The organism is Empedobacter tilapiae, assembly GCF_004785645.1.
Classification (GTDB): Bacteria; Bacteroidota; Bacteroidia; order Flavobacteriales; family Weeksellaceae; genus Empedobacter; species Empedobacter tilapiae.
In genome coordinates, this window is sequence record NZ_SRPE01000004.1 from 294348 (window position 1) to 321258 (window position 26911).

The window sequence follows — 26911 nt, forward strand, 5'->3', positions numbered from 1 at the left end:
TTGATTACATCTTAAGCTTTTTAAAAGTATTAATGTACGCTAGATTTTGAGAATAGATTGATAATTATAACTCCTATAATGATAAAAATTATTCCAATAATAGCGGGAAAATCTAAGTTTTGTTTATAAACGAAATATCCAACTAATGAAATCAGTATTATTCCAAATGCTGACCAAATTGCATAGGCAATTCCTATCGGAATTCCTTTTAAAGCGTGCGATAAGAAATAGAATGAAGTTGTTAAAGACAATATAAATATTATAGTTGGAATAGGTTTAGTAAATTGATCAGTCTTCTTTAAGAATGAAGTTCCAATAACTTCAAAAAGTATGGCTGCAAGAAGGAAAAGATAATTTTTCATATTTAGTATTATAATTCATTATCAAATTTAATAATTACGAAAATAAATCAACGAAATGTTATACTTTATTTATTAAACAATTTTTTGATCAAGATTAGATTTATAGATTTGAAGACCATTTAGAACCAAAAGTGACATTACCTTCTTTAAGAACAATTTCAGAATGAAGAAATTTTGCAGCTTCTGCTGATTTTTTTACTTTAACACTACTTCGGTCAATCATTTCTTTTTCAAATGATAACAAGATTTTTTCGCGTAGATTTAGATTATTATTTTGATGATTAGAAACTGAAGTAATTTTTTGCGCTAATAACAAAGCGTCTAACAACGCTTGATTAGCACCTTGACCTTTAAAAGGGCTCATTGGATGAGCAGCATCTCCAATTAATGTTACAAAACCAGCATTTTTTAATAAATCTTGACTTAATAAATCTCGATCATAAACAGGATATCCAGTAATTTCTTTCGTTTCTGTAGCAGCTATAATTTGTGGAATAGGAGAGTGCCATTGCGTTCTTTTGCTAACTTCTATTTTTAATTCTTCTACTCCTTTTTTACTTAAAGCTATTGCTTCTTCTTCTGAGATTGGAAAACTAAATTGCCACATAATCGAATCTTTATCATAAGGCATCATATACATACGTTCAGTTCCATTTGCTGTTTGAAATACTGTAGCTCCATCTAACAAAGAACTCTCTAAATTTTCTAAAGTATTTAACTTACAAATTCCTAAAACTACAATGCAACCTAGATAGCGCAACGGATTTTTTTCTTCATCTATCAATAATCTACGTACTAAGCTACGTATACCATCTGCACCAACAAGTAAGTCTGCTTTAAATTGTTTTTGAATACCATCAACATCAAAGGTTAATTCCACTTTTTCACCAACTTTATAATCGGTCAGTTGATGATTCCATAAGACTTGATTATTGCCTCCTAATTGATTTAAGAAAGCTAAGCGTAAAGACTGTCTAGCAATATGAATATTAGTATGTTTATTTTTGTTCTTTGCTTTAATTGCATCTTTATCTTGTAATTTTCTTATTCCCCATTCGCCAATCACATTTCCTTCTATAGTATGTGCTAAATGCAATGTAGAAACGATTCCTTCCTCTAAAGCTTGGATTCCAAATTTTTTTAATTCTTTACTTGCTTGTTGTAACGTTAGTCCATAACCTTGTGAACGGTCGTTAAAAGCTCGATCACGCTCAAAAAGTGTAAAAGGAATTTGACGATGTAAACATGCCAATGCCAATGCAATTCCACCAATTCCACCTCCGACAATTGCAACATGAGGATATTTTTTTTCGTTGGGTGACGGGCGTTCATTTGTAGTTATCAAACCAGTTCCTGAGCAGATAGTACAAATCTGCATCGAACTTTTTGGTTTATTTGGAGTAATAAAATTTTCATTCTTTTTAGATTGAGCAACAGCAAATTCGTAACGCAAGAGTTTTTTTTTCGAGACTCCTTGACTTTTTTTACCAAGTCCATTGCAGTTTTTACAGCTTATCCAGTTAACTAGTTTACTCAATTTAAAATTTTTTTGCAAAAATAAGATTAAAGTAGGTATTTAGAAAAATCTAGAGTAATTTATTAAGATTTAAGATTATTAAATTGAATATTTCTATTGTGTAAATGGAAATTATTTTTTTAAATTTATTTAACCATCAACCTTTACCAACTCACATTTCAATGAATAAAATAAAATCATTTGATTTTAAGCCTATTAGCAATGAAAATCAAAAAATACATATTATTTCTTTTTCTGAACGTATAAGAAGGGGAGAAAATGCTGTTTTAAGACAACATCGAGCAAATTTTTACATATTGTTATTCATTACTTCTGGCGAATCTCAACATTTAGTAGATTTTAATGTACATAAAATAAAAAAAGGAGATTTTTTGATTATACGTCCAGGTCAAGTTCATGCTTTTTTTCCGTCAAAAAATTCAGATGGAACTATTATTGCTTTTACTGAAGATTTTCTTTTGTATAAATCTCATTCTCATTTTTTTCATAATAATTCTTTTTTTTTAAATGAGCTTATTATTGATGAACCTCTTTATTTAAATGGAGATAAACGTGAAGATATATATTCATTAATCTTTATGATTCAAAAAGAACTGGATATCGCCTATGATGATTTACAAGAAAGTATTTTACAAAATCATTTAGCCTCTCTTCTTTTAAATTTACTTCGTATAAAACGAGGAGATTATCCACTTTTCCCAAAAAAAAGTAAAGAGTTTTTATACGCTTTACAGTTTAAATCTCTAATTGAAAAATCATACAAAGATCAATTGACAATTTCTGAATATGCTAAAAAAATAGGAATTAGTATTCGAAATTTACAAAGGATTTCTGAAGCTCATTTTGGAAAATCACCTAAACTGATGGTTCAAGAATTTCTTTTATTAGAAAGTAAACGAATGCTTCTCGATCCTTCTCTTCAGATAAAGGAAATTGCGTATGAATTAGGTTTTAATGAACCTACTAATTTTACGAAATTTTTTAAAAAATTTGAAAAAACTTCTCCTGAAAGTTTCAGGAAATCAATGTATTAATAATGTTTTTTTTGTGAAATATATTAAATACAAACATGTGCATAAGATGTTTGTGTTACTTTTTTACCTCTAATCGACCTTTTTTTACCTTTCGCATAATTGTTTACAAAACTACTTTTACTTTAAAATTAAAACACAGATTTAATGTGTCTTATATTTAAATTAAAGTGTTATGAAAATAGAATTCGCTACAAAATCTTATTATGATTATATTATAATAGGAGCAGGATCAGCAGGGGCTGTATTAGCTTATCGTTTATCTGAAGATTATACAAAAAAAGTTCTCGTTCTAGAAGCTGGTGCTTTATTTGATTCTAAGGGATATCCAAACGTTATTGCAGATCGAAATTCATTAGGTTCAGTAGGAGATAGTCGTTTTGATTGGGGTTTTCATTCTGCTCCTGGTTTTATTAATAGATCGATACCTCTTCCTAGAGGAAAAGTTTTAGGAGGTAGCTCTGCGGTAAATGCTGGAGTAGCTGCTCGTGCTTTACCTGTAGATTTTAAAAATTGGGAAGAAAGATACGGACTTGAAGGATGGTCTTGGGAGGATGTTTTGCCTTATTATAAAAAATTAGAGACATCAAATATAGATAATCCTGTACTACATGGAAGAATAGGGCCGTTTCCTGTTTATCAATATACAGAAAAAGATGTCACGCTTCTTCATCAAAAATTAATTCAATCTGCTGAAGCAAATGGATACGAAAATCTAAGTTCAGATTTTAATGGAGAGAAGCAATATGGAGTTGGTGTTTACCCAATGAATAATATTAATAATGTTCGGGTAAATACAGGAATTGCTTATCTAAAAGAAACTTTTCGAAGTAGACCCAATCTTACGGTTATTGGAAATGGACATACAGATAAAATTTTATTTGAAGGAAAAAAAGCTGTAGGAGCACGCCTAATTAATGGAGAAGAGTACAAAGGCAAAGAGATTATTCTTTCTGCAGGAAGTTATGGCTCACCTGCTATTTTACAACGATCTGGAATAGGTGTTCAAAGTCATTTAGAAGAGCTAGATATTCCTGTATTAGTAGATGCTCCTGTTGGTAAAAAACTATATGATCATCCTTTTTTCTATAATGCTTATGCCGTAGATCCTGAAGAGTCAGGAGAACAAACACCAGCAATTGCAGCTGTTGTATGGACAAAAACCTCTTTTGCAAAAGAGGAAGAATTAGATATTCATATTACAGGAACACATTTATTTCCTCATGAACAAAGTCCTACAGGAAGAGGTTTTGTATTAGCTGTTGCTCTAACAAATCCTAAATCGAAAGGTGTTTTTAAAATTACAAGTAAGGATCCTCTTGCACAACCATTTATAGACTTAAATTTTCTTGGAGAAGAAGAAGATAGAAAGAGATTGGTTGAAGGTATTCGTATCGCCCAAAAACTAGGAAAAACGAGCCCTTTGAAAGAATATTTTAAATTAGAATTAAATCCTCCATCGAGAGCTACAGATGAAGAAATCATAGAAGCAGCAAAACAATCTTTAGACACTTATCATCATCCTTTTTCTACTGTACCTATGGGAAGAAAGAACGATGTTGATGCTGTTGTAGATTTTGAAGGAAGAGTGTATAATACAGAATGTTTAAGAGTAGTTGATGCGTCTATTTTCCCCGAACCAGTTTCTGTTGCACCTAATCTAACAGTAATTATGGTTGCTGAAAAAATAGCAGATAGAATTTTAAATAAATAAAAATATGAACAGAAAGATAACAGATGTAGATTTAAAATTTGCAGAAGAATTTAGAGCTTATTATACAAGTCTAAATCCAACAGCAGGAGAACGAGATGAATTAGATACTTTCCTTGATTTTAAAAATGGAACGAGAAAATATAGAGTATATGTTCCTAAAAAGATTGATCAAGATGCTCCAACAATATTATTTATTCATGGAGGAGGATGGATGTCGGGAGATATAGAAACGCATGATGTCATAGCTTCTGCCTTAGCAAATAGAAATAATGCCGTAACCTTATCCATTGAATATAGTTTAGCTCCTGAGCATGTTTTTCCTCAAGGATTAGAAGATTGTTATAATGCTTTATTATGGCTACAAGATCATATCACATCATTTAAAGGGAATTCCGAAAAAGTTGTTATTGCTGGCGATAGTGCTGGAGGTGGATTAACAGCCTCTTTAGCTATTTTAGCATTAGATAGAAAAGTAAAATTAGAAATAACTTCATTAATTATGATGTATCCAGGATTATCATTTTTACCAGATACAGAATCTTTTAAAAGATTAGGAATAGAACATTTTCCTCAAACAGAATTAATGAATAAATGTGCTAGATTTTATATTGGAACAGAAGATAAACTCTTGAAGCAACCTCTTGTTTCACCTTTTTATGCAGATGTTTCGAATTTTCCACCATCATTATTATTAGTTGGAGAAAATGATCCTCTTCAAGATCATATAAAAATGTTTGCCGAAAAGCTGACCAAAGAAAATGTAAAAAATGAATTTATTCTTTATCCAAAGATGGAACATGGATTTATTCAATATTTTAAAGATCCTGAAAATGAAATAGAAGGAGGTAAGGCAATGAAAAGAATAACAGAATTCATAAAAGAAAATAGATAAATATCAGTTAAATAAATTCTATTATCTTATTCAGGATTGCCTAAATAAACCCTTGATGTGTATGAAAGCAAATATCAAGGGTTATTTTTATTAATAGTAAGGAATAAATAAATTCATTAGATTTATTCTTTTCACAGAAATAAAATAACAATGCGGACATATCCTTTTATTTATACAATTAATCATATTCAAAAGATTAATACCACAACTATTAAAGAAAGATTAAGTAGGAAACCGCATGATCTTTTCTCACCTCATAGAACAGATTTCTTTATGATCTATTTGTTTACAGAAGGAGAAGGAAAACATATTGTAGATTTCGAAGAGATAGAAGTAAAACCAAATCATATTCTTTTTATTTCTAAAGGACAGGTACATGCATTCGACCCAAAAGAATCCTATGATGGTAGGGCGCTTATTTTTACAGAAGACTTTTTTTGTAGAACCTCTCACGATTGTCAATTTTTACAATCTACAATCCTTTTTAAAAATATTTTTCATCAAGCATTTTTTGATGTTAAGAATAATTTTGATAAACTTTATGATCTTTTTATAGAAATATTTAATGAATTAAAAAATCCTGTAGATCATAAACAAAGTGAAATTTTACACAATCTTTTGTATCGTATTTTGTTATTATCTGAACGTGAAATAGAATTTCAAGAAGGTTTTGAAAAAAAGCAATCTTTACAACATAATATAGTTCTATCATTTATACAAAGTGTAGAGGAAAATTATAAACAGCAAAAAAAGCTTGTATTCTATACAGACTTACTACGTGTAGGTATTCGGAGTTTACAAATTTCAACTGCAAAAGAATTAAATAAAACGCCAAAAGATATCATCAATGATCGTGTTATTCTAGAAGCTAAAAGGAAGCTAACATATGAAAATATATTGATCAAAGAAATTGCATATGATCTTGGATTTGAAGAAACTACAAATTTTATCAAATTCTTTAAACTTAAAACAGGATTAACACCTAATGAATTTAAAGATAGTATATAAAATTCGCGTTTTTATCATCTATCTACGCAGTTTTATACCTTATTTCGACAAATTACTTCATTTATTTGTAAATAAAATTATATACAATGATGTCATTAAAAAATATTTCAGCAAGATTATTTATTCTGATTTTTATACAAATAGGTCTTACATTTTATATGTTTCTAAATGGTTTAACTATTTTGATAGGAGGAGATAGTTCACATTTACAATTTCTTAATTATTATAATCAAGAAAAAATAACAAATTATCCTTCTTATTATGATAATCTGTTTATTCTGATGGCCATCTTACAAATATTATCAGCTTCTGCACTTTTATTATCATTAATAAAAAATGAAATCATAAAAAGCAATACTATTTGTATGTTAAGGTGGGGAATCTTTTTTGCTATTGTTTCTAATGCAATTTATGGATTTATGGTAAGGTTATTATCAAATCATGTAGCGTCTGCGAATATGTATTTCTTTGTAGGGTTGTTGTATTTTTTTCTTCTTATTGTAGAAAAAAAGAAAAAGAATTTTCGAACCTTTTCTATTGTCAATACATTTCCTATTTACTTTGTTTTATTTTATACAATGGGATTTCCAGCTTGGCAAAAGCTTATTAATCCTGATGAAGTGATGAATAAATATGTTCTATTATTTAAGAATTCTTTTTTATCTAAACTACCAGGAGGGATTGAGCCTTTTATTTATTTTATAGGATTTATCGAACTATTGGTTCCTGTTGTATTGATTGTTAGCCTAATAAAAAGTGAATTTTTATTAAAAAGATTTCCTCGATATTTGACATTAGCTCTATTTGTCACAACTTGTACTTTTATCTTTTTATGTTTTGGATTAAGTGTTATATCTGTTTATCAAGGCGCGACTAGTTTAATATTTTATTCAATTTTTACGTTGTTAATCTATGCTTACATAGAATCTTTATCTAATAATGTTTTGGAAGAAAAGATTAAGAATAATTAGTTATTTTAATGATTCATTTTCAATAAAATTAATACAAATAAACTAGCTTTTCTATTTCTAGAAAAGCTAGTCAGTTTAAATAGGTTAGGCGGTTCTATCAACTAAAAACCCTTATTATAAAAAATTAATCTTTAAATAATGAAACTCTGGTTAGGGACTCTACAATGACTTTACAACTAACATCCGATTCTACAAATAATTGATATCCTTTTCCAGTTCCTAAACTTTCAGGGTCAGCAATTGTATAAAAATAGAATGTAAGAACTTTAGGTAATCCTTGAGAACCTGAAGGTAAAACAGAAATTGAATTAATTTCAAAACCACTATCAGGATTCTTGAAGCTTGCCTTTAATGAACCTGTAGAATTTGAGCTAGATGTAACGGTTGCTATTAATCTCCATATATGAACTTGTCCATTAATTTTATTCTCTATCCATCTTTGTGTTGAGGCGGTACTTCCCGTGTATATATTAGATGTTTCTCCAGGAAATGGTACTGTAGTTTCTGGCCAACTAGTTGTTGGTGAACTAGCAAAAACCAAAGGTGTTGAATATAATATTTGTAAAGGAGTACCGTAAGAATTACCTGATCCTGATAAGTTTATTTCGGGTTTTAGACCTCCATTACCACTATTTATTTTAACGACACCATCATTACCAGCAATTGAGCTAGTTGCTACAAATAATTGTCTCCAAACGAGTCCATCCCAGAATTCAAAACGTTTATCAGTTGTATTAAAAATTAAAGTCCCTGCGGATAAACTTGTATTAGCTACTCCAATAGGAGGAATAGTAGTAGGATCATTATCTGCTAATGAAGTATTTCTTTCACTTTCTGTAAGTCGAGGGATAAGAATTCCTTTACTATTAGATACAACGTCAAGTACAGTTGCAGAATTTGGAGTGCTCGTATTTATACCTACTTGAGCTTTAACGGGTGACCATCCTATGATAATCAAGAAAAGAATAAAATTTTTCATATTTATGAATTTAAGTTTAGTTCATAATAATAGTTATTTTATTGGCTTTTGTATAAAATTAATTCGCTAAAATGATTATAATTGATTTTTTTAATAATTATTTTGTAAAATTAATAATTTGTTTATGTTGTTTTTATAAGATAGGGGGACAAATGGGGGGACAAATTAATATATCACAATTTATCTAATTCTTACTATTCAATTAAAATTAGATAAATAATTAATTATCGATTATTTGGTTTATAAAATTCAAGAATTTAATTAAAGTTAATCCTATTAATGAAAAATACAATTAATTTTCTATTGTGTGCTATTATTCATTGAAATGATAATTGATATTGTACAATATACACTTTATTGAAAACAATCCAACATTTTTAGGAGACTTAGTTTATGATGTTTTTCAAAATATAAAATGAGTTTTATGATAAATATGTAGAAAATATGTTCAAAAAAGAACAATTTTTTTCTACATATTAATTCTTCTCAATTCGGAAAAGACCTCATCTATTCAAATAATTTTTTATTTTTTAAAATCTATTGTACACAAATAACTCAGAGCAGATAAATATGTAATAATTTGACTAATCAATATCAAATATTTATAGAATTTTCATTCAATTCATTCATCAATTTTTGAAATATCTCTATAAATAAACCGATGTGATAACCATCCATTAATCCGTGATGTGCATGAATAGAAATAGGCATTGTTTTTCTTTCGTTATTCTCGGTTATTTTTCCAAAAGATATTTTAGGAGAACTATCGGGATATGAAAAACTGCGAGCATGTGAAAGAGCAGTGAAATCAATCCACGGAATAGCTGAAAAATGAATTACATTTTCACCTGAAACTGCAGGCATTAAATCGTTAGATTGTTGTACGCGTTCTATTTCTTTTAAGGCATTGGTATAAAAACCCTTTTCATCTTGGTTATAATCTATATAAGCAAAGCCAAAAGTACCGTTTGGACGATTGATTGTAGGTGAAGCATTTATTTGCTCAAAAAGATAGACTTTTTTATTTATAATTCTATATCTAAAATTTTCTATTTCGTTGGCTGCTTTTAATGCTCTAAATAAATAGTAGAGAAAGAAGGAATTCCCTTTTTGTTTTGAAACATTGTACGCTTGTGTGCAATCTATGTTTACAGTTACACCAAAAAATGGTTCTTCGAATTGTGAAAAGAATAGATAATGTTCTTTTCTAATCCATGGCTGAATATCGATTAATGTTTTCATTTCTATAAATAATTTAAAATTTCATCAATACTTTTTAGTTCTAAAAAATTATCATGTTTCAACTGATGTTCGTGTTGCTCGTGCGTCCACGTAACATGATATGGAATATGACCAGCATAACCTCCCAACTCTAAAATAGGAAGTATATCAGATTTGATTGAATTACCTAACATTAGAAGGTTTTCGGGGTTACAATCCAGATGTTGTAATAGTTTTTGATAATCACTGATTTGTTTATCACTCATTATTTCGATATGATGAAAATAACTTTCTAATCCTGAATTTTTCAGTTTTCGTTCTTGGTCTAATAAATCACCTTTGGTAGCAACAATCAATTGATATTTACCTTTTAATTGCTCCAAAGTTTCAGAAACACCTTGTAATAATTTGATAGGTTTTTGTAAAAGATCTTGTCCAATGGCTATAATTTTATCAATCACTTCCAGCGGAATGGTGTGACTTGAAATTCTATTTGCAGTTTCAATCATGCATAGTACAAAACCTTTTACACCATATCCATACAAATGAAGATTTTTCATTTCGGTTTTAAATAATTCCTGTGAAATGGAATGTTGAGGTATATAATTTTCAAGTAATGCACAGAATTGTTTTTCTGCTTCTTGAAAATATGGCTCGTTTACCCACAAGGTATCGTCTGCATCAAATGCTATTGCTTTTATGTTAGCTTTCATTTTTTTTGTATTTTCGAAAAGACAAATTTCAATAAATAAAAAAATGAATAAAAGGACATTTGTCTCGACCAATATGTTAAAAACCAATCAATCATTTTTAGCATATATACAAGTACTTTACGAAAAACAAGAACGTAAAGAGAATATTATTATAAAAGAGTATAGTAAAGGCGAAAAACTATTTTCTCAAGACGAAAAGGCAACGAAAATAGTGCTTATCAAAGCGGGAATTACGAAATGTTTTATTACGGAAGACAATGACAAAGAGTATATTCTCGAATTTTCAGGTAAAGGAGAAATCATAGGAGAAATTGAATTTATTAGAAAAACAACTTGTTTATGTAATATCGAAGCGATGACTGATGTAAAGGTTTATGCAATTACACCGAATTATTTTTCAGAACTTATTGAAAGTGATCTCCAATTAAATAATCTGCTGCTAAATGTTTTTGCAGAACGAATTATTAATACCGCAAGTAGAGCTTCGTTTCAACAACTATATACTATTGAGCATAGTTTAGGTAAACTTATGGAACTGCAGTCTAAACAGGAAATTGAAATTTCAAAAGAAGATATGGCTTCATACCTTGGTGTTTCCGTAAGAAGTTTGAACAGAGCCCTTAAAAATTTGTCGAAATAATTTTCAGTTTCTTAATTGAGCTAAGTTGCATTTTTTTGTTCTAATGAAAAGTCGCTTTCCTATTTTTTCAGGATTTTTCGTATAACGTCCAATAATTGTTCATATAAGTTCTAATTATATTTATGATTTTGGAAAATGATTTCTAATAAGTAATATCAAAGACCTTTTCCATTTGTTTTTCGTTAATTGAATTTGGTATTGTTTTTATCAAAGTATTACGAAGCCAAACAGCCAAAGTGTTTTCATAATGTGATATTTTACCAATGCTAGTACTAGTATTGACAATGTAGTGGGCTTTTTTCATGCGTAAGTTTTCGTATTGTGAGAAAACTTCTTCTACTATTTTTCCTTCGCCAAAAAGCTTTCCGAGAACGTAAGCATCTTCAATCGCTTGACAAGCACCTTGCCCCATATTAGGAGTTGTAGCATGTGCTGCATCACCAATCAAACAAACGCGATCTTTTTGCCATTGTGAAATCGGTTCCAAATCGATAATGTCGCTCATAAAGATATTTTCCTTTGGCGTTTCTAAAATCATTCTGACAACATCTGCATTAAAATCAGTAAAAATTTCAGTAAGATTGTTCGATTTTTTTACCAAAGTTTCGTTCACAACTGCGTACCAATAAACTTTTCGATGATTGATTCGTACAAAACCGAAACGTCTTCCTTTTCCCCAAGCTTCATGCGCTTGATGATTGTATTGCGTAGCCCAATCTAAATCTGCAACACCACGCCAACATTTTTGTCCAGAATCTCGGAGTTTTCCGATATTCAAAATTTGATTCCGAACCAATGATTTGATTCCGTCAGCACCAATAATAACATCAGCATTTGTGATAGTTCCGTCCTTAAAAGAGAGTCTATAATCTTCGTTTTTTTCGATTTTGGCTAAACGTTTTGAAAGTTGGATATTTTCAAAACCAATTTCCTCAGCCAAAATTAGTTGCAAATCGCCACGATGGATGGCAACATTATGAACACCAAATTTACTTTCGAATTTATTCAGTTGTACGTCTGATAAAGTTTTTAGCTGTGGATCTGTAATTTTAATAGTTGAAATTTTGTGACCAGCATTTTCAATTTTGTGTCGAATGCCAAGTTTGTCAAAAATCTGCATCGCATTATTCGCCATGATAATCCCTGCACCTACAGGTTTTATTTCAGGAGCACTTTCGTAAACGGTAACATTTAGATTGTTTTTTTGTAGAGCTAAAGCTGTTGTTAAGCCACCAATTCCGGCTCCTATAATTGCTATTTTCATTGTAATTACGTTTATATGATGAGGCAAAATTACAAGTCCGAAAAGCTAAAAACGTTCACTTAAGTTAATTTCGGAATCAATAAATTCTTTTCCGAATTCTGCTTAAAGATTGTGGTGTGATTCCCAAATAGGATGAAATATACTTTTGTGGAATTTTATTCAGAATTTCGGGCGACTTTTTCAGAAGGTTAAGATAGCGCTCTTCAGGCGTGTAGAAAAATAATTCGTCTAAGCGTTGTTTTGCATCCAAAAAAGCTAAATCGGACATGTGTTTTGTCAAACCAAGCCAAAAAATATCTTTTTGAATAAGAGCTTCAACATCCTTTTTATCAAAATATAAAACCTCAGTTTTCAGTAAACTTTGTATCAATGCAACTGACTTTTTACCCGTAATATAACTCGCATAATCGCCAATCACATCATTATTTACCTGCAAAAGATAGCTAATGTCTTCACCTTTTTCGTTTATATAATAAATACGAACAGCACCATTCAAAATGAATCCTAAGCGATCAAAAATACTGTTTTTAGGTTCTATCATTCTGTTTTTATCATAGTTGACAACATAGCAAATTTCCAAAAACTCGTCCACACGCTCTAGCGAGAGTTGGAGTATTTCTGCCAGTTTTTCTTTTAATGCTGTTGTCATCATTCTTATGGTTTTAAAGTTATTTCCATTCCTCGTTCAAGATCGCAAAAACTACATCATCAGTCCAAGATCCGTTTTGGTAAAAACTTTTTACGAAATGTGCTTCTTTACGAAATCCAAAACGTTGCATCAATTTTTCAGAAGCTATATTTCTTGGGTCAAAAGAAGCCATAATTCGATGCTTTTTTAAATCTTTGAAAAGATAATTAATTAATAGATTCAAAGATTCGGAAGCTAATGCTTTTCCTTGAGATGCTTTGGCTAATGTAATTCCGAATTCCACTTGCAAATTTTCTTCACCAAAGAAATGAACGCCAATATCTCCAACGAGATTTCCGGTTGCTTTTTCCAAAATCACCAATTGAAACCACGATTCAGGCTGATTAAAATCTGTTGGATTTTTTTGAATAAAAATTTCCACTTCCTCTAAATTTTCGGGAATCCAACCTTGATAAGCGTTAGCTATTTTATCCCCTCGATATTCTAAAATACGCGTTGCATCTTGCTTTTCAATTGGACGTAAAATAACTTTTCCGTTTTCTAATTTCAATTTTTAGATATATTTAGAAGATAATATTTTTCTATTTGTTAATACGTTTGTAGTGAAGTTGAACCAATCCTTTTTCAAATGATCTTACAGAAATAAGTTCTAGTTTCAACTCAGGTCTATCATCCTTAAATAATTTTATTCCGTTCCCAACTAGTATTGGAATCACAGAAATTATAAATTCGTCAATAAGATTGTTTTTCAAAAGTTCGTTTACTATTTCTGCACCTCCGTCACAAAATATATTCTTTCCATCTTCAGATTTAAGTTTGTTGATAAGTAGTGTAAGGTCATCTGTGTAAAATTTAATCGAGCCAATACTTGATCTTGGTGTTCGTGTAATAATGTAGGCATCTTTATCACTATGAGGAAAGTCAAATCCCATTGAAGCGACTTTATCATAAGTTCTGCGACCAACAATTACAGTATCCACTGTTTGTATAAAATCATTATAACCATAATCTTGTCCATCTTGTTCAACAATAGAAAGAAAATCAAGATTATCATCTGGTTTTGCGATATAGCCATCTAAACTTGTTGCGATATATAAAATTACTTTTCTATTCATTGTTGTTTTCTTCTTTAGAGATTATGTATAAGATTTAATGGGAATCTAGTTTAACTATGTCAGTTTTTTAATTTATCCCTTACAAAAGTATATAAATATGTATTGAAATTGAAGAATAAAAAGTAGTAGTTTTCTATTTAACCAAATTCTTGCATTTCGTCATATAACAGATTCTTTAATTTTAAAAATAGATAGAAATAAAGTATTTCTTTATCCATTAAATAATTTATTTCTTTTAATAGGTAATCCTCGTCTCAATTTTATTGCGTGAAATAGAGAGGGAACATCATTTGTCCATTTTTTTAAAGTTAAAATTATAAGAACGATCTCAATTCTTGTAATGATACCAACCCAAAAACAGATTAAAAATAAAGTTTTTGATTCGCAGTTTAAGATAATTTGAATCAACGTTGCGAATAATATTAAAGTCCAAAATTTTGCTCCAATTGAGTGTGTTGCAATTTCTTTCTTAAACTTAATAAAACTAACACTATATGTTAATAATTCAGTTCCAATTAAAATTGATAGTAAAATCCAATTTTCCTCATAAAATTTAGGACAAATTATATAAGATGAAATGATTACACAAATAAAGAATATTTGATCTATTGTGGAATCAAGTCTCCTTAAAATTTGTGTTGAAATGTTTAATTTTCTTGCAATCATACCATCGAAAATGTCTGTCAAAAGTCCAACAGTTAGCAATAAAACAATTATTTCTTTGTAATTATTTATTTGATAGAAGCAAAGTAATAAAATAATAAATCCAATAATTAGTCTTGAAAATATTAAAATCTTTGGAATGTGGTTTTTCATTAATATTTCTGCTAATAAGCAAATTGCTCATTTTTAAAAACTAAATTAGTTTATTGTTTTTATAAAAACAATTTAAAGAAATACAATGTTATACTTGTTATTTTTTTCTTCGTAGTAATTAAGCCAGTTTTTGATTCTTCCAACAAACATTTTAAGATAGTTTTCTGTTAAAAATATGTTTGACCAATCGAACCTTTGAGCTTGGATGCCAAGATAAAATACAAAAATAGAAGCTCCAGCTTCAGGAATTAATTTTAACTCCTTTTCAGATAAATTTCGTTCTTCTGTATAACCATTTAGAAAACTATCAACTTTTATTTCATATTCATTTTTGTCCGTTTCAATGAAAAATAATTGTTTACAAAAATATCCAATATCTAAGATCAAAGGACCATTTCCACAATTATCAAAATCAAAAATTGTAATTTCATTTTCCTTATTTACACTCAAGTTATCATACCAGATATCAAGGTGAACAATTCCTTTTTGTTTTTCAGAAAAATCACTTTCTTCAAAATGTTCTGCTATTTTTGAAGAAATTTGTTTTAAATAGATCATTTCATCTAAATCTTCCGAGAAAAATTCGCTTAATTTATCATAAGCTTTATATATCAAAATATCAGTATTGTAATCGATTCTTCTGATTTTTTTTGTAGCAGTTATATTATGTATTTTTGCCATAATCGAACCAATCGCTGAGCAAGTTTCAGATGTCATAAAACGCATTTTTTCACCTTTTGCGAATGTGAAAAGAACGACATGTCTAACGCCTTCTGGTGCATTTATTTTCTGAATTAAATTTCCATTTTTATCAGGAATTGGAGTAGATACTGATACGTTATGCTTTTTAAGCAACTTTAAAAGTTTTAATTCTTCTTCAATTTCAATTTCTGTTCTCCAATTGTGACAATAGACTCTGACAACATATTTTGAATTTTGATTAGATACAAAATAAGTATGATTGACTCCAGTTCTAAAAAGTTTGCAATCAAAATTATCATTTAATTGATATTCATCGCTAATAAATTTACCTATTTCTATTGGTGATACTATTGAAGCAATTACTGGAAAAGTTTTCATTTTAGGGTTGAATTTATTTTTAATTGTGACTAGTAATAGTTCGCGTATTGATAGATAGGACGACTGGATTAGAAAGTTCAAACCTTCAATCTTATACTAACCTAAGCAAGGCCGTTATATTATTTTCTAAATTTATGAAAAAATGAAATATAAAACCTATTGTGATAAAAAAAGAGAAACTTTTCAATTTCTCTCTTAATCTGTCATTTTGCCAATATGATGTTATGGCTGTGGTATTTCAATAAAGGTTATTCTACTTCAAAAATTGCTTGAATAGAAACCGAAGAACCTACGGGCAGAGAATACGCTCCTTGAGTATTTCGGGTATGTTTTCCTTTTTCTCCAAATATTTCTACTGTAAGATCAGAAGCTGCATTCATTAATAACGCGTGTTGGGTATAATTATCTGTGGTATTAAAAACACCTATCAGCTGTACACATTTTTTTACTTTATTAAGATCACCGCCAACAGCTTCTTTCAAAATCGCGATGATATTTAGCATTGTTTGTTTAGTTGCTTCTTTTGCTTGTTCTTCTGTAACATTTACTCCAACTTTACCTGGATTTAAAACTTTTCCATCTTTCAATGAAACTTGATTGATAAATACCAAATTCCCAGAACGAGAAAAAAGCTCATAATTTCCTACCGGTTTTGGCAAATTAGGCAATACAATATTTTTTTGTTTCAAAGCCTCATTGATGTCTACTGTTTTTTCAGTTTGTTGCATTTTTTCTGTATTATCAAATGTTCCTTTCAATGCTAATGTAGTTTTTGCAAAGTTTTTTCCTTGTAATTCGGCAAGATAGCGTTCGCTTTTGCTTGGACGTTCTACATTTTTAAGAGAGGCCAAACTTGTTGTACCCAAAACAGAATTTCCTTGAGGAATAGTTTTGTCTATATTTTCGTAACCACGAATACCATTAGAAACTAAAACCATTCCATGAACAGCTAAACTGTTCCAAAATGCCTGCAATGCCAATTCTTTTCCTGCTCCGCTTCCTGCTGACATAAATACAGTTGCGGGTTTTCCTTCTAGTGTATGATTCGTCCATAAATTTACAGTCTTTGCCAGAAATTCGCTCATTCCCGTACTGATGTTTCCAAAGTAAACTGGCGAACCAAACGCAATACCGTCATAGTTTGCTAACTCATCTATCGAAGCTACAGGAATGATCTTCAATTTCGGATTTGAGGAAGCCTTTACTTGTTTGATAACTGCGTGAACATTCTTATTGGTTTCAATTCCTTTTGCTAATTCTTTTGCTAATTCATAAGTTCCACCATTATCTGAATGAATAAGGATTAGGATATTAGCTGTTCGTTCTTGTGCCATAACTGTAAATGTTGTTAATAATAAAAAGACGACTGATAAAAAATTGCCTATTTTGTTCATTTGTTATAAAAATTAAATTTAATACAAAAATACAATTGTCGTTTTTATTAATTTTGCCAAAAAATATATGCAGAACGACAATCAAAAATGCGGATTAAGCGAAACTAAGACTGGTCTTTTTGTAGATGAATTATTCATTGAATCTTATGTTTGGTATGAAAAAAATTGGATGCATGATGACTATGAGCATATGCATCAGCGTTACCAATTGACTTATGTGACAGAAGGTTACCAGTATTTCCATATCGAACAAGAAATTTATCTTGTTCCGCAAAACCATGTTATTTGGATTCCGTCAAACATAAAACACCGAACTACTTCCGAAGCTAAAACAGTCAATTTAATGACTGTGTTGTTTAAGTCGGTTTCTGATCAAGATTTTTATAAAGATATTCATATCTTTCCAGCTCCACCTGTCTTAAAGGAAATGTTGTTGTACGCCTACAAATGGAATAAATTACTATCCGAAGATGAAGAACAAATTTCTTTTTTGAAAGCAATACTTCAAAGTTTACCACATTTTTGCAATGAAAATGAGTTTTTGAAAATTCCTGTTCCTGCCGATTTTCGTTTGATTCCTGTTTGTAATTATATAAATTCAAATTACCAATCTAACTTTGATATTAATAACCTTGCAGAAATAGCACAAATGTCTGTTCGTAGTCTGCAACGCATATTTAAGAACGAAACGGGCATTACGCTACAAAAATATATGCAATTAATACGTATTTTGAAAAGTATTGAATTGATTAATAATGAGCAATATACATTAAGTGAGATTGCTTTTAAGGTGGGGTATAAAAGTTTATCAGCTTTTACTTCTTCATATTTTTCTATGATGAAATCAAAACCAAAATTGAAGAACTGAGCTAATTTTCTGTATTTTCATATTGCTAAAAGAGATACTTTCTTTACCTAAAATTACAACATTTAATGAGCTTTTCAACTCAGTACTTATTTTCTCATTAAAACTTGTCTTCCATTCTGTATGAAATGATTCAAGAAATATTTTAAGTATATTGTAATCAGGTTTTTAGGCGGTTTCTTCATATGCTTTTTAGTATTAGCCATTATTACTATTCACTATAGATGAGTTATAGGTAATAAGTCTTAATAAAGAAAAATCTGAAAGAATTTACTCTATGTTCTTTCAGATTTTTCTTTAATATTATTCAGCTAAAGGATTGATTTGATCTGCGATTGGAAATTCTTGTTTTGTATTACCAATTGTTTTATTTAAATCAAACTTAGCAGCATCCGACATATTGGCTCCACCTGCTAACTTTACTTTGTCTAATAAATCGAGCGCTAACTTTTCTTCTTCTCTTTGTTCAGCCACTAGCCATTGTAAAAAGTTCCACGTTGCCCAATCTTCTTCATCCATACTCATTTTTACAATTTTATAAATGGATTCAGTATTTTCAATTTCTTGTTTTAAAACAGCTTGAAAACACTCCAATATATTTTTGGGTTGAGGTCCAGGATTAGCAATGGCATCGATTTTTACAGTTCCACCTCTTTCTTGTACATATTCAATTATTTTTGCCATATGTACGCGTTCTTCTTGAGAGTGTTTCATCATAAAATCTTTGACACCATCTAATTGATTTTCATCTGCCCAACAAGCTAACATTAAGTAAATTTGAGCAGAAAATGCTTCTAAAGTAATTTGATCGTTTAATGTTTTTTGTAATGTTTTTGAAATTCTAATTGTATTCATTTTTGTGATTATTTAATTATAGTGATTAGAGTGTAATTTTCACACCAAACCAATCATTTGAATGTTAATACTTTCTAAAATGTTGATATTTAGAGTATATTTAAATAATTGTAACTAATTTATGAGGTTACTTATTAGTTGATTTTATGGCCCAAAGAATTAATAAAGGTTGCATAAACAATCTTGCTAACCTCTTCTGATCAGTATCTAAACCAAAACCATCTCTTTTGTTTTTATATTGTGCCCAGTTTCCAGGAAATACAGCTGTAAAAAAACAAGCTACTACTTTTCCAACCATCTCTTTTTTACGCTCGGAAACTAAGATAATAGCGCTCCCTAAGGTTATTTCTACAATTCCAGAATACACAACAGTATCGTCTTTATCCAATGGAACCCAATTTGGAACTTGAGCTTTAAATTCTTTTCTAGCTATTGTTAAATGGCTAATTCCTGCTCCAATCAAAAAAGCTCCTAATGTATATCGCGCGATGTTTTGTTTAATTTTCTTTTGCATACTGTATTTTTTATAATATTTTATTATCAAATTAGATTAAATATTCTTTTCAATTACTTATTGCACTTATAAGATTTGGAAAGATTTATGCGTATTAATTATTTGGTCGATTAAATCCAAAAGTTTCTAAGCGACTATCTTCTTTGTTATGAATAATATTTTTCAAAACTTGAGCAGCAACCATAGAAAACGTAATGCCATTTCCTCCATACCCTAATGCAAATAATGTTCGATTACCTTTTTTCCAAGGTCCCATATAAGGTAAACCATCATTTGTAGCACTAAAAGTTCCGCACCATGCCATTTCGGTTCTGAATTCAATTTCAGGATAAAGTTTACTAAACTTATATTCTAAGGCTTTGATTTTTTTTCGAAGTAAATCATCTCTTTTTTCAGGATTTTGAAAATCTTCATCTTCACCACCTACAATCAACCGATTATCTATTGTTGTTCGCATATACAAATATGGCTCTGCTGTTTCCCAAATTAAACTACGGTTTGGCCATATCATTTTTTCATCAATAGGAGCCGAACAAATGGCATAGGTAGACAACAAGTTCATCACTTTTTTAGGAAGAAATTGTCCTGCTTCAAATCCAGTTGCAACAATTACATATTTACACGAAATAGTATGTTCATGATCGGTTAATAGCTCACAACCTTTTTTAGTTTCATGTATTTTTTCAATTTTTGTATGGGTGAAAATTTGTAATTGATGTTTTTGTTGATGATATTTTAAGAGTTGTATAGCGGCTTTATAAGTATCCATTTGAGCTGATGTGTCATTTTGTAATGCAACAATTCCTTCGATATTTTGGTAAGATTTTAGTTGCTGTGCATCTAAGAACTTTACTGGTAATCCGACTTCTGTTCTTATTGTGTATTCTTCCTCTAACAATTTAACGCCTTGTTTGTTACTGGCTAATAAAACTGTAGGAACACGCAAAAAATCAGCATCAATTTTAGTCTTTTTAAATATATTTTCAATGTCCGTAATCGATTCTAAACAATTAAAATAGGAATCGATAGCAATTTTTTCTGGTACAATATTTATTAATTTACTTAACGGTGTATCAATTTCGTATTGTAATTGTGCTGTACTTGCAGCAGAACTTCCAGTAGAAATAGTTCGTTTATCAATTAATGCACATTCTATTCCTGCTTCACATAATTCATGAGCAACTAAAGCACCTGTGATACCGGAACCAATGATAGCGACATCAATTTTATAATTTTTACGAAGAGGATTATATAAATCGAAAAATTCGTTTTTTACAATCCAAAATGGTAATCCCGAATGTAAATCCATGTTTATTGTGTTAAGTGGTTTAGATAAATTGTACCCTAAAAATCAAGCCAAAAATATTATATCTCTCTTGTTGGTTTGAATAATTTAAAAATGTTAAACCTTTAAAAATGTGATTATTGGCTTAAAGCTTGTAGTAAAAATGATGAAGAGCAAGTTTAAACTATCACAAAAAATAATTATTATGGCTAAATTGAAAAGAAATAATTACAACATACATTATGTAGATTATGGAAATAAAATGGCTCAACCCATTATTTTAATACATGGTTGGCCACTTAGTTTGCAATCGTGGGAATATCAGATTCCAGAAATTGTAGAAGCTGGTTTTCGTTGTATAGCTTATGATCGAAAAGGTTTTGGAAAATCTTGTGCGACATGGGATCGTTATGATTATGATGCTTTGGCAGAAGATTTACATGCGTTGATTGATGTTTTACAATTGAAGAATGTCGTGTTAATCGGTTTTTCGATGGGAGGAGGAGAAGTAGTGCGCTATATTGCGAATTATGGAAATAATAATATTTCAAAAATTGCATTAATCAGTTCAATTATTCCTCTTGTAAAACAAACTGATGATAATGAAAATGGCGTTCCACAAAAAGATTTAGATCACATTGTTCATCAACTTGAAACAAATCGATTGGAGTTTTTAGAAGGTTTTCACAAAGGTTTTTACAATCATGGTTTACTAAAGAAATCAGTAAGCAAAGAACAATTGGATTTTGATTTTTCTGTCTCTTCTCATGCTTCTCCAATCGCGACTTTGAAAGCTGCTTTAGCTTGGATGGATACAGATTTTAGAAGTGAATGTAAAATGATTGATGTTCCTACATTGATTATTCATGGAAAAGAAGATCAAACGGTTCCTATAAAAACTGCTGGTGATCAAGCATCTAAATTAATTCCACATGCCACTTATATCGTTTATGAAGATGCACCTCATGGTTTGAATATTACACATAAAGAAAAATTGAATATGGATTTGATTGAATTCTTGTTAAACATTGAACATAAAAAAGAGTAGAAGATGGGAAAAGTAAATAAAACGATTGTTTCTAGTTTAGCAATTGCTGGGGTAGGAGGGCTTTGTTATGCTTGGTTAAATTTTAGAAAAGTAAAAATACCAACTTATGTAACAGTTGTAGAAAATTTTGATACGCAACAATACATGGGGAAATGGTATGAAATAGGACGTTTAGACTTTAAGTTTGAAAAGAATTTGAGTCAAGTTACTGCAACTTATTTTCTAAATATAAAAGGAGTAATAGAAGTCCATAACCGAGGATTTGATTACAAAGAGAATAAATGGACAGAAGCACATGGAAAAGCAACTTTTAATGGAGAAGAGGGAAAAGGTGCGTTGAAAGTTTCATTTTTTGGACCATTTTATTCAGGATATAATATTGTGATGATGGAACCAGATTATGAAACAGCTTTAGTATTTGGAGAAAGTCGTGATTATATGTGGATTTTATCTCGAAAGAAAACAATCTCAGAAGAGATAAAACAGAAGTATCTCAACTATGCAGAAGAAAAAGGTTATGATATTTCCCAATTAATATGGACAATACAGAGTTGATGTGTGGTTCATTTGTAAATTAAAAAGTCTCTAATTTTTTAAAAATTAGAGACTTTTTAATTGCACTCTTTTCTTAAAAGACAAGAAATACTAAATAACTTATATTTCCTTATTGATATCCCTTGATGATTTTTTTAAGAATAAAAAACCTCACTTAAAAATTCTATTTATACAATTTTTAAAAAGAAAATAACTGCTGTTTCAAATAAAAACCTATTTATTTTTCACTTTTTCCTTATTTTGTTCGACAATCCTTCGACACTTGTTTGACAAAATATCTCTTTTTCCGAACCGTTGTAGAAGGACACTCGAACAAATCCAATTTCTATTTTATTAAAGACTTATGTTTTCAATTCTTCTTATAACAAAATCAAATTGTCTATCAAAACCTGTTTTTAGATCATCTGCTTGTAACTGTATTTCAATATCAGGTTGTATTCCTTTTGAATTAGCTTTAAAATTTGGAGTTTTCATTTTATATTGAAAAGTTGGAATCCACGCTACAGTTTTAGAATAAGGTAAGACAAATGCCTGCCCTCCAGCATTACTATAATTGCTACCTTGCGAATATTCACCATAAAAAGTTCCTATTTTATATTCTCGCATCATGGCCAATAAATGACCTGTAGTTGAAAAACAACCTCCATTAATCAATACATGAATTTGCCCTTTGTAAGGATTTGGTTTATTTTCCTGCTTCTTAAACCACCAAAAATCATCTGCACTATTAGTTGATGTAAAGCAATTAAGTCCGCTTATTTTCTTTGTTTCAGCCAAATTTATTTCTTCAATATTCTGGGGATACTGTGCATAATGCTTCCAGTTTTTTACACTATTGTATTTTGTTCCTACGTAATCAAAATAGTAATAAGGCTTATCTATGAGATAAGAAAACAAATAGTTGGCTATTTCTCCAGCTCCTCCGCTGTTATCACGTAAATCGACTATCAGGTTTTTAGTTTTTAAACTATCAAGCTTTGTAAAAAAAATATCTAATTGTTCTTGCGCAATCTTTCTGTCAGCTTCATTATACCCATTGCTAAAGGAATGAAATTTGAGAACGGCTATTTTATCTTTTCTAATTTCAGTGGTTAAAGGTTGAATATTTTCTGTAGTACTTTTTGAGAAACGATCAAAAGTAGTTCCGTTTAATACTATTTTCTGTTTTTTGTTATTCTCGTCTCTATATTCAATCTCAAATTTTTCAGTTGGGTTGTAAATAAAATAATAAAAGGGAAAATTCATAAATTTCATATTCAATCCCGTTTCATTTTTACCTTCCAAATGAATATATTTTTTTATTTCTTTTACGATAGAATGAATATCTTTTCCATTTATTTTAAGAATTTGTAAACCTTTATAATTTGCATTTTCATTGATTGACTTATTGAAATAATATTGATTATCAATTTGATAGATACTAAACGGAAAAACTGGTTTATCTTTTAGTAATGTCGTAATTTGCCCTCTGTCAACTGTTGTATGTCCATCTTTCACTTTTGCCATTAGTGTGGCTGTGATTTTGTAATAGTCTACAATAGAAAGATCATCCTTTATTGAATTTTTCAAATCAAAATAAGTTTTATCAAATTCTTTTTCAGTAGAATACATAAATTGACCTGGATGAATAGTAGATATCAAATTATAGAGCTCTGTAAATTCTGCAGAAATACGGTCTTTCTCTAATTTTTTATCCAACAATGACTGCTGTTGTCCAAAACAGAAATTAATCGCAAAACTTAAAAACAATATTTTTTTTAAAATCATTCACTTGTGTTTTAAAGTATTTAAGGTTAACGAAATTAAAGAAAATAATATTTTTATTCATGACTTTTTAATTTTTTTTATATGAATTCATATACTCTTTTGGAGGTCTTGATGGAAGTTGAAATTTTGAAAAAGTATTATGTACAGATTATATTTTGAACTTCGATAGTTTGATAAGCTCAGTACAAGAAAAATTAAGTCAATGCTTATAAGTTGGTCAATAGTGACTATTTGCTAAATGATTTATAATCATTCATTTTTACTTCTAAATATTAAGGTGTTGTGGGAAAGTAACCAAGATTAAGAAGTTAGAAGTAAGCGTTCACAAACCTTTGTGTGATAAAATGGACGAAAAACTCTCCAAAAATAAATTGTATCACCACAGGTTAGTTAAACGTCGAAGTTCTATAGTAGAATCAGTTTTAGGAACGTTGATAAACTTCTTTAACCTAAAACGAATCAACAGCAGAGTAATATCACAAGCCAATAAACACGTTTTGATGTCAAGTTTATCCTACAACTTCAAGAAATACGCTTTACTAAAAATGTACTTTCACAACTTAAAAAGGGAGTTTTTAAACCACTATAATTTTACAATTTAATATATTTCCCAAAAATAAACCTCCTTAAAATCACTTTTAAAGAGGTTGTTATTTATACTATTTTTTTTGTTTCTAAAATTGGAGTTGTGCAACAGTTACCGATGTTGTACACTGTTTTTATTGAATATTAATAATTATTGGTTCAGATTCAGCAATAACACTTACACAATCGTTTATTCCTCTAACTAAATATTCATTATGACTATCTCCAAAATGCTGAGCTAAAAATCCATCTCTTAATTTTTCAAGCTCAAACCAGCCACCACTTTCTATTTTCCAAATCCAACCTGGCACTCTTACTTCGGTGTCCCAAAATTCTAAAAGATTACCTTCATCTAAAACCCTAAAACCGCTAACATTTTTAAAAATTACGTAAATCGGATTATTTATTTCATTAAACCCTATAGTTAATTTTAAAGTCCATAAATCATAATTGATATTATAAATTTCAGGATTTTCTCCGTCAATTTCAGTCTTAAATTCTATAGCTTTAGGTTTCAGTATTTTTTTGAAATCTTCCATTTGAACGGATTTTGTAAAATTGCGTTACAGCATTGATTTTTTTACGAAACTATATAGTTTTTGTTTCGTAAAAATACACCTTATCTTCATTTCGTTAAATTACTCGCTAATATAATTATTTAAATGTAAATTAATTTTTCAAAAAGAGACAAACAATTAAATCTCTTAGTTCAATATGTAACGACATAAATATATAGTATCACAATGTCGAATTGATATAGGATTCTTCAGTAATAATGGTTTATTAAATTCAATTATAACAATGAATTTAATTTTATGAAGGATGAAGAAAACGATATTAAAACTTTCATGTTAAAAATTATGCATAAAAAAGAGAGAAATCTCTATATCCATTGTTCGACGTTTGTATATCGGTTCTGAGTATAGAGAGAATTGGTTGATTTAGAAAGTAGATTTTAGAATCATACAATGTAGAAAGTAATCAAAGATTTGTATAAATACCTACTTGCACTCGAAATAAGAAGATAAGCTCATAATTCGTTCATTATTTACTGGATTAATGTATTTGAGGAACATTTGCTCTGTAGAATGTCCTGTAGCTTCCATTAACAACGGTGTTGGTATTTTTCCATAAAAATTGCTCGCAAAACTTCTTCTTCCAATATGACTGCTAAGTAATTGCCATTTTTCAAAAATCATTTCTTCGACACGATGTCCAACTCTTTTTTTTCCTTTCATAGAACAGTTTAACTCTGCCACTTTTGCAACCAATCGTATTTCTTCATTGTACTGTTTAATAGGCATTGATTTTGGAAAAAAATTGTTGTTCCGTTTTAATATACTCATCACAATAGGATGCAACGGTAATGTAATTTCTTTCTTTGTTTTTTGTTGAATGAATTTAATACAGGTTTTCTCATTAATCTTAGTCAATTTTTCTTGAGAAAATGTGATAAAGTCAGAAAATCGTTGACCAGTATAACAACTAATAAGCAACCAATCTTTTGCAGATTGTAAATGCTGAGGAACTTTTGTTTTCTTGATAATTGAAATCTCTTCTTCATTAAGAGTTGTCATTGTTTTTTGTTGTTTTTCTCGACGAATTTCAAGCTCTCTAATATTCGTCCTGATTCCTTTTCTTTCAGCAAAATTTAGAATGGTTTTTACAAAATGAATGGTCCTATAAATTGTATTTTCGCTGTACTCTTCTGTTCTTCCAAATTTTATAAAATCGGTAATAAAATTACTGTTYACAGTATCAACATACAGTCGTTGTGTTGTATATCCTTCAAAACGTTCTAATAATCTCAAAAAAACCTTGTATCGTTTATAAGTAGAATGACAAATAATTTCTTTTCTGAAATTGATATAATTCTCCATAAAAAACAAAAGAGAATTCTCAGGTAATTGTTTCTCTTTGTTGATACAAACATCTTTTATTTCCTTAGAAAGTTCGCGCTGAAGTGGAATTTTATGAAGATCTCGTTGTGAAACAATATGTTCTGTAACCTGCAATTTAATTTTATCCAATTGCCGGTTTAGCTTTTTATA

Annotated in this window: 28 protein-coding genes; 10 read left to right on the forward strand and 18 right to left on the reverse strand. The window is 29.5% G+C overall.

Annotation, left to right across the window (positions count from 1 at the left end):
* Nucleotides 1–29: 29 nt before the first annotated feature.
* Nucleotides 30–362, reverse strand: a complete 333-nt coding sequence (locus E4J94_RS07325) for a DMT family transporter (RefSeq protein WP_135835196.1) — start codon at nucleotides 360–362, stop codon at nucleotides 30–32.
* Nucleotides 363–462: 100 nt separating this feature from the next.
* Nucleotides 463–1899: an FAD-dependent oxidoreductase gene (locus E4J94_RS07330; RefSeq protein ID WP_135835197.1), complete on the reverse strand. Its 1437-nt coding sequence runs from the start codon at nucleotides 1897–1899 to the stop codon at nucleotides 463–465.
* 161 nt (nucleotides 1900–2060) lie between these two features.
* Between E4J94_RS07330 and E4J94_RS07335 the strand changes: the two genes are divergently transcribed.
* From E4J94_RS07335 to E4J94_RS07355, 5 genes are all read left to right on the forward strand, one after another.
* Nucleotides 2061–2933 (forward strand): helix-turn-helix domain-containing protein, encoded by an 873-nt coding sequence (locus E4J94_RS07335; RefSeq protein ID WP_168801839.1) that lies wholly within the window; start codon nucleotides 2061–2063, stop codon nucleotides 2931–2933.
* Nucleotides 2934–3105: 172 nt separating this feature from the next.
* On the forward strand, nucleotides 3106–4644 hold the full coding sequence (locus tag E4J94_RS07340) for a GMC family oxidoreductase (protein WP_135835199.1): 1539 nt from the start codon (nucleotides 3106–3108) through the stop codon (nucleotides 4642–4644).
* Between the two features lie 4 nt (nucleotides 4645–4648).
* Entirely contained in the window at nucleotides 4649–5536 is an 888-nt protein-coding gene (locus E4J94_RS07345; RefSeq protein ID WP_135835200.1) for an alpha/beta hydrolase, read from the forward strand.
* Nucleotides 5537–5686: 150 nt separating this feature from the next.
* Nucleotides 5687–6544, forward strand: coding sequence for a helix-turn-helix domain-containing protein (locus E4J94_RS07350; protein ID WP_135835201.1), 858 nt, complete (start codon nucleotides 5687–5689; stop codon nucleotides 6542–6544).
* 86 nt (nucleotides 6545–6630) lie between these two features.
* On the forward strand, nucleotides 6631–7515 hold the full coding sequence (locus E4J94_RS07355; RefSeq protein WP_135835202.1) for a hypothetical protein: 885 nt from the start codon (nucleotides 6631–6633) through the stop codon (nucleotides 7513–7515).
* 124 nt (nucleotides 7516–7639) lie between these two features.
* Here E4J94_RS07355 and E4J94_RS07360 read toward each other — a convergent pair whose 3' ends face one another.
* From E4J94_RS07360 to E4J94_RS07370, 3 genes are all read right to left on the reverse strand, one after another.
* A complete protein-coding gene (locus E4J94_RS07360) occupies nucleotides 7640–8494 on the reverse strand; it encodes a hypothetical protein (RefSeq protein WP_135835203.1) in 855 nt (284 codons plus the stop codon).
* A 594-nt stretch (nucleotides 8495–9088) separates the two neighbouring features.
* Complete coding sequence (locus E4J94_RS07365) at nucleotides 9089–9736, reverse strand: chloramphenicol acetyltransferase (RefSeq protein ID WP_135835204.1); 648 nt, start codon at nucleotides 9734–9736, stop codon at nucleotides 9089–9091.
* A 2-nt stretch (nucleotides 9737–9738) separates the two neighbouring features.
* Nucleotides 9739–10428, reverse strand: a complete 690-nt coding sequence (locus E4J94_RS07370) for an HAD family hydrolase (protein ID WP_135835205.1) — start codon at nucleotides 10426–10428, stop codon at nucleotides 9739–9741.
* A gap of 73 nt (nucleotides 10429–10501) precedes the next feature.
* On the opposite strand from E4J94_RS07370, the gene E4J94_RS07375 reads away from it, so the two are divergent.
* Nucleotides 10502–11068: a Crp/Fnr family transcriptional regulator gene (locus tag E4J94_RS07375; protein WP_135835231.1), complete on the forward strand. Its 567-nt coding sequence runs from the start codon at nucleotides 10502–10504 to the stop codon at nucleotides 11066–11068.
* A 142-nt stretch (nucleotides 11069–11210) separates the two neighbouring features.
* Here the strand turns inward: E4J94_RS07375 and E4J94_RS07380 are convergent, their stop codons facing one another.
* From E4J94_RS07380 to E4J94_RS07410, 7 genes are all read right to left on the reverse strand, one after another.
* Nucleotides 11211–12332, reverse strand: coding sequence for an FAD-dependent monooxygenase (locus tag E4J94_RS07380; RefSeq protein ID WP_135835206.1), 1122 nt, complete (start codon nucleotides 12330–12332; stop codon nucleotides 11211–11213).
* 76 nt (nucleotides 12333–12408) lie between these two features.
* Nucleotides 12409–12981 (reverse strand): Crp/Fnr family transcriptional regulator, encoded by a 573-nt coding sequence (locus E4J94_RS07385; RefSeq protein ID WP_246034273.1) that lies wholly within the window; start codon nucleotides 12979–12981, stop codon nucleotides 12409–12411.
* A 19-nt stretch (nucleotides 12982–13000) separates the two neighbouring features.
* A complete protein-coding gene (locus tag E4J94_RS07390; RefSeq protein WP_135835208.1) occupies nucleotides 13001–13531 on the reverse strand; it encodes a GNAT family N-acetyltransferase in 531 nt (176 codons plus the stop codon).
* A 31-nt stretch (nucleotides 13532–13562) separates the two neighbouring features.
* The gene (locus tag E4J94_RS07395) at nucleotides 13563–14096 is read right to left on the reverse strand and encodes a dihydrofolate reductase family protein (RefSeq protein WP_135835209.1); all 534 of its coding nucleotides are present in this window, start codon (nucleotides 14094–14096) and stop codon (nucleotides 13563–13565) included.
* A 210-nt stretch (nucleotides 14097–14306) separates the two neighbouring features.
* Nucleotides 14307–14912, reverse strand: a complete 606-nt coding sequence (locus tag E4J94_RS07400; protein WP_135835210.1) for a CDP-alcohol phosphatidyltransferase family protein — start codon at nucleotides 14910–14912, stop codon at nucleotides 14307–14309.
* A gap of 72 nt (nucleotides 14913–14984) precedes the next feature.
* Complete coding sequence (locus E4J94_RS07405; RefSeq protein WP_135835211.1) at nucleotides 14985–15992, reverse strand: phosphotransferase; 1008 nt, start codon at nucleotides 15990–15992, stop codon at nucleotides 14985–14987.
* Nucleotides 15993–16240: 248 nt separating this feature from the next.
* Complete coding sequence (locus E4J94_RS07410; RefSeq protein ID WP_135835212.1) at nucleotides 16241–17386, reverse strand: Atu1372/SO_1960 family protein; 1146 nt, start codon at nucleotides 17384–17386, stop codon at nucleotides 16241–16243.
* Between the two features lie 67 nt (nucleotides 17387–17453).
* Here E4J94_RS07410 and E4J94_RS07415 point away from each other — a divergent pair, with 67 nt between their 5' ends.
* A complete protein-coding gene (locus tag E4J94_RS07415) occupies nucleotides 17454–18254 on the forward strand; it encodes an AraC family transcriptional regulator (RefSeq protein ID WP_135835213.1) in 801 nt (266 codons plus the stop codon).
* A gap of 300 nt (nucleotides 18255–18554) precedes the next feature.
* Here the strand turns inward: E4J94_RS07415 and E4J94_RS07420 are convergent, their stop codons facing one another.
* From E4J94_RS07420 to E4J94_RS07430, 3 genes are all read right to left on the reverse strand, one after another.
* The gene (locus tag E4J94_RS07420; RefSeq protein WP_135835214.1) at nucleotides 18555–19106 is read right to left on the reverse strand and encodes a ferritin; all 552 of its coding nucleotides are present in this window, start codon (nucleotides 19104–19106) and stop codon (nucleotides 18555–18557) included.
* 127 nt (nucleotides 19107–19233) lie between these two features.
* On the reverse strand, nucleotides 19234–19620 hold the full coding sequence (locus E4J94_RS07425) for a DoxX family protein (protein ID WP_135835215.1): 387 nt from the start codon (nucleotides 19618–19620) through the stop codon (nucleotides 19234–19236).
* A 94-nt stretch (nucleotides 19621–19714) separates the two neighbouring features.
* On the reverse strand, nucleotides 19715–20929 hold the full coding sequence (locus tag E4J94_RS07430; RefSeq protein ID WP_135835216.1) for an NAD(P)/FAD-dependent oxidoreductase: 1215 nt from the start codon (nucleotides 20927–20929) through the stop codon (nucleotides 19715–19717).
* 181 nt (nucleotides 20930–21110) lie between these two features.
* On the opposite strand from E4J94_RS07430, the gene E4J94_RS07435 reads away from it, so the two are divergent.
* Nucleotides 21111–21953, forward strand: coding sequence for an alpha/beta fold hydrolase (locus E4J94_RS07435; RefSeq protein WP_135835217.1), 843 nt, complete (start codon nucleotides 21111–21113; stop codon nucleotides 21951–21953).
* Nucleotides 21954–21956: 3 nt separating this feature from the next.
* Complete coding sequence (locus E4J94_RS07440) at nucleotides 21957–22508, forward strand: lipocalin family protein (protein ID WP_135835218.1); 552 nt, start codon at nucleotides 21957–21959, stop codon at nucleotides 22506–22508.
* Nucleotides 22509–22841: 333 nt separating this feature from the next.
* On the opposite strand, the gene E4J94_RS07445 is transcribed toward E4J94_RS07440, so the two are convergent.
* Nucleotides 22842–24275, reverse strand: coding sequence for a S41 family peptidase (locus E4J94_RS07445; RefSeq protein WP_135835219.1), 1434 nt, complete (start codon nucleotides 24273–24275; stop codon nucleotides 22842–22844).
* 269 nt (nucleotides 24276–24544) lie between these two features.
* On the opposite strand from E4J94_RS07445, the gene E4J94_RS07450 reads away from it, so the two are divergent.
* The gene (locus tag E4J94_RS07450) at nucleotides 24545–24877 is read left to right on the forward strand and encodes a transposase (RefSeq protein WP_262710467.1); all 333 of its coding nucleotides are present in this window, start codon (nucleotides 24545–24547) and stop codon (nucleotides 24875–24877) included.
* 117 nt (nucleotides 24878–24994) lie between these two features.
* Here E4J94_RS07450 and E4J94_RS07455 read toward each other — a convergent pair whose 3' ends face one another.
* Nucleotides 24995–25399, reverse strand: a complete 405-nt coding sequence (locus tag E4J94_RS07455; protein WP_135835220.1) for a hypothetical protein — start codon at nucleotides 25397–25399, stop codon at nucleotides 24995–24997.
* 462 nt (nucleotides 25400–25861) lie between these two features.
* On the reverse strand, nucleotides 25862–26911 hold a 1050-nt coding region (locus tag E4J94_RS07460), incomplete at its 5' end, for a phage integrase SAM-like domain-containing protein (protein WP_135835221.1).

Coding starts and splice junctions, on each gene's coding strand:
- E4J94_RS07325 (WP_135835196.1), bottom strand. CDS start 362: ATGAAAAATTATCTTTTCCTTCTTGCAGCCATACTTTTTGAAGTTATT.
- E4J94_RS07335 (WP_168801839.1), top strand. CDS start 2,061: ATGAATAAAATAAAATCATTTGATTTTAAGCCTATTAGCAATGAAAAT.
- E4J94_RS07340 (WP_135835199.1), top strand. CDS start 3,106: ATGAAAATAGAATTCGCTACAAAATCTTATTATGATTATATTATAATA.
- E4J94_RS07345 (WP_135835200.1), top strand. CDS start 4,649: ATGAACAGAAAGATAACAGATGTAGATTTAAAATTTGCAGAAGAATTT.
- E4J94_RS07350 (WP_135835201.1), top strand. CDS start 5,687: ATGCGGACATATCCTTTTATTTATACAATTAATCATATTCAAAAGATT.
- E4J94_RS07355 (WP_135835202.1), top strand. CDS start 6,631: ATGATGTCATTAAAAAATATTTCAGCAAGATTATTTATTCTGATTTTT.
- E4J94_RS07360 (WP_135835203.1), bottom strand. CDS start 8,494: ATGAAAAATTTTATTCTTTTCTTGATTATCATAGGATGGTCACCCGTT.
- E4J94_RS07365 (WP_135835204.1), bottom strand. CDS start 9,736: ATGAAAACATTAATCGATATTCAGCCATGGATTAGAAAAGAACATTAT.
- E4J94_RS07370 (WP_135835205.1), bottom strand. CDS start 10,428: ATGAAAGCTAACATAAAAGCAATAGCATTTGATGCAGACGATACCTTG.
- E4J94_RS07375 (WP_135835231.1), top strand. CDS start 10,502: ATGTTAAAAACCAATCAATCATTTTTAGCATATATACAAGTACTTTAC.
- E4J94_RS07380 (WP_135835206.1), bottom strand. CDS start 12,332: ATGAAAATAGCAATTATAGGAGCCGGAATTGGTGGCTTAACAACAGCT.
- E4J94_RS07385 (WP_246034273.1), bottom strand. CDS start 12,981: ATGACAACAGCATTAAAAGAAAAACTGGCAGAAATACTCCAACTCTCG.
- E4J94_RS07395 (WP_135835209.1), bottom strand. CDS start 14,096: ATGAATAGAAAAGTAATTTTATATATCGCAACAAGTTTAGATGGCTAT.
- E4J94_RS07400 (WP_135835210.1), bottom strand. CDS start 14,912: ATGAAAAACCACATTCCAAAGATTTTAATATTTTCAAGACTAATTATT.
- E4J94_RS07405 (WP_135835211.1), bottom strand. CDS start 15,992: ATGAAAACTTTTCCAGTAATTGCTTCAATAGTATCACCAATAGAAATA.
- E4J94_RS07410 (WP_135835212.1), bottom strand. CDS start 17,386: ATGAACAAAATAGGCAATTTTTTATCAGTCGTCTTTTTATTATTAACA.
- E4J94_RS07415 (WP_135835213.1), top strand. CDS start 17,454: ATGCAGAACGACAATCAAAAATGCGGATTAAGCGAAACTAAGACTGGT.
- E4J94_RS07420 (WP_135835214.1), bottom strand. CDS start 19,106: ATGAATACAATTAGAATTTCAAAAACATTACAAAAAACATTAAACGAT.
- E4J94_RS07425 (WP_135835215.1), bottom strand. CDS start 19,620: ATGCAAAAGAAAATTAAACAAAACATCGCGCGATATACATTAGGAGCT.
- E4J94_RS07430 (WP_135835216.1), bottom strand. CDS start 20,929: ATGGATTTACATTCGGGATTACCATTTTGGATTGTAAAAAACGAATTT.
- E4J94_RS07435 (WP_135835217.1), top strand. CDS start 21,111: ATGGCTAAATTGAAAAGAAATAATTACAACATACATTATGTAGATTAT.
- E4J94_RS07440 (WP_135835218.1), top strand. CDS start 21,957: ATGGGAAAAGTAAATAAAACGATTGTTTCTAGTTTAGCAATTGCTGGG.
- E4J94_RS07445 (WP_135835219.1), bottom strand. CDS start 24,275: ATGATTTTAAAAAAAATATTGTTTTTAAGTTTTGCGATTAATTTCTGT.
- E4J94_RS07455 (WP_135835220.1), bottom strand. CDS start 25,399: ATGGAAGATTTCAAAAAAATACTGAAACCTAAAGCTATAGAATTTAAG.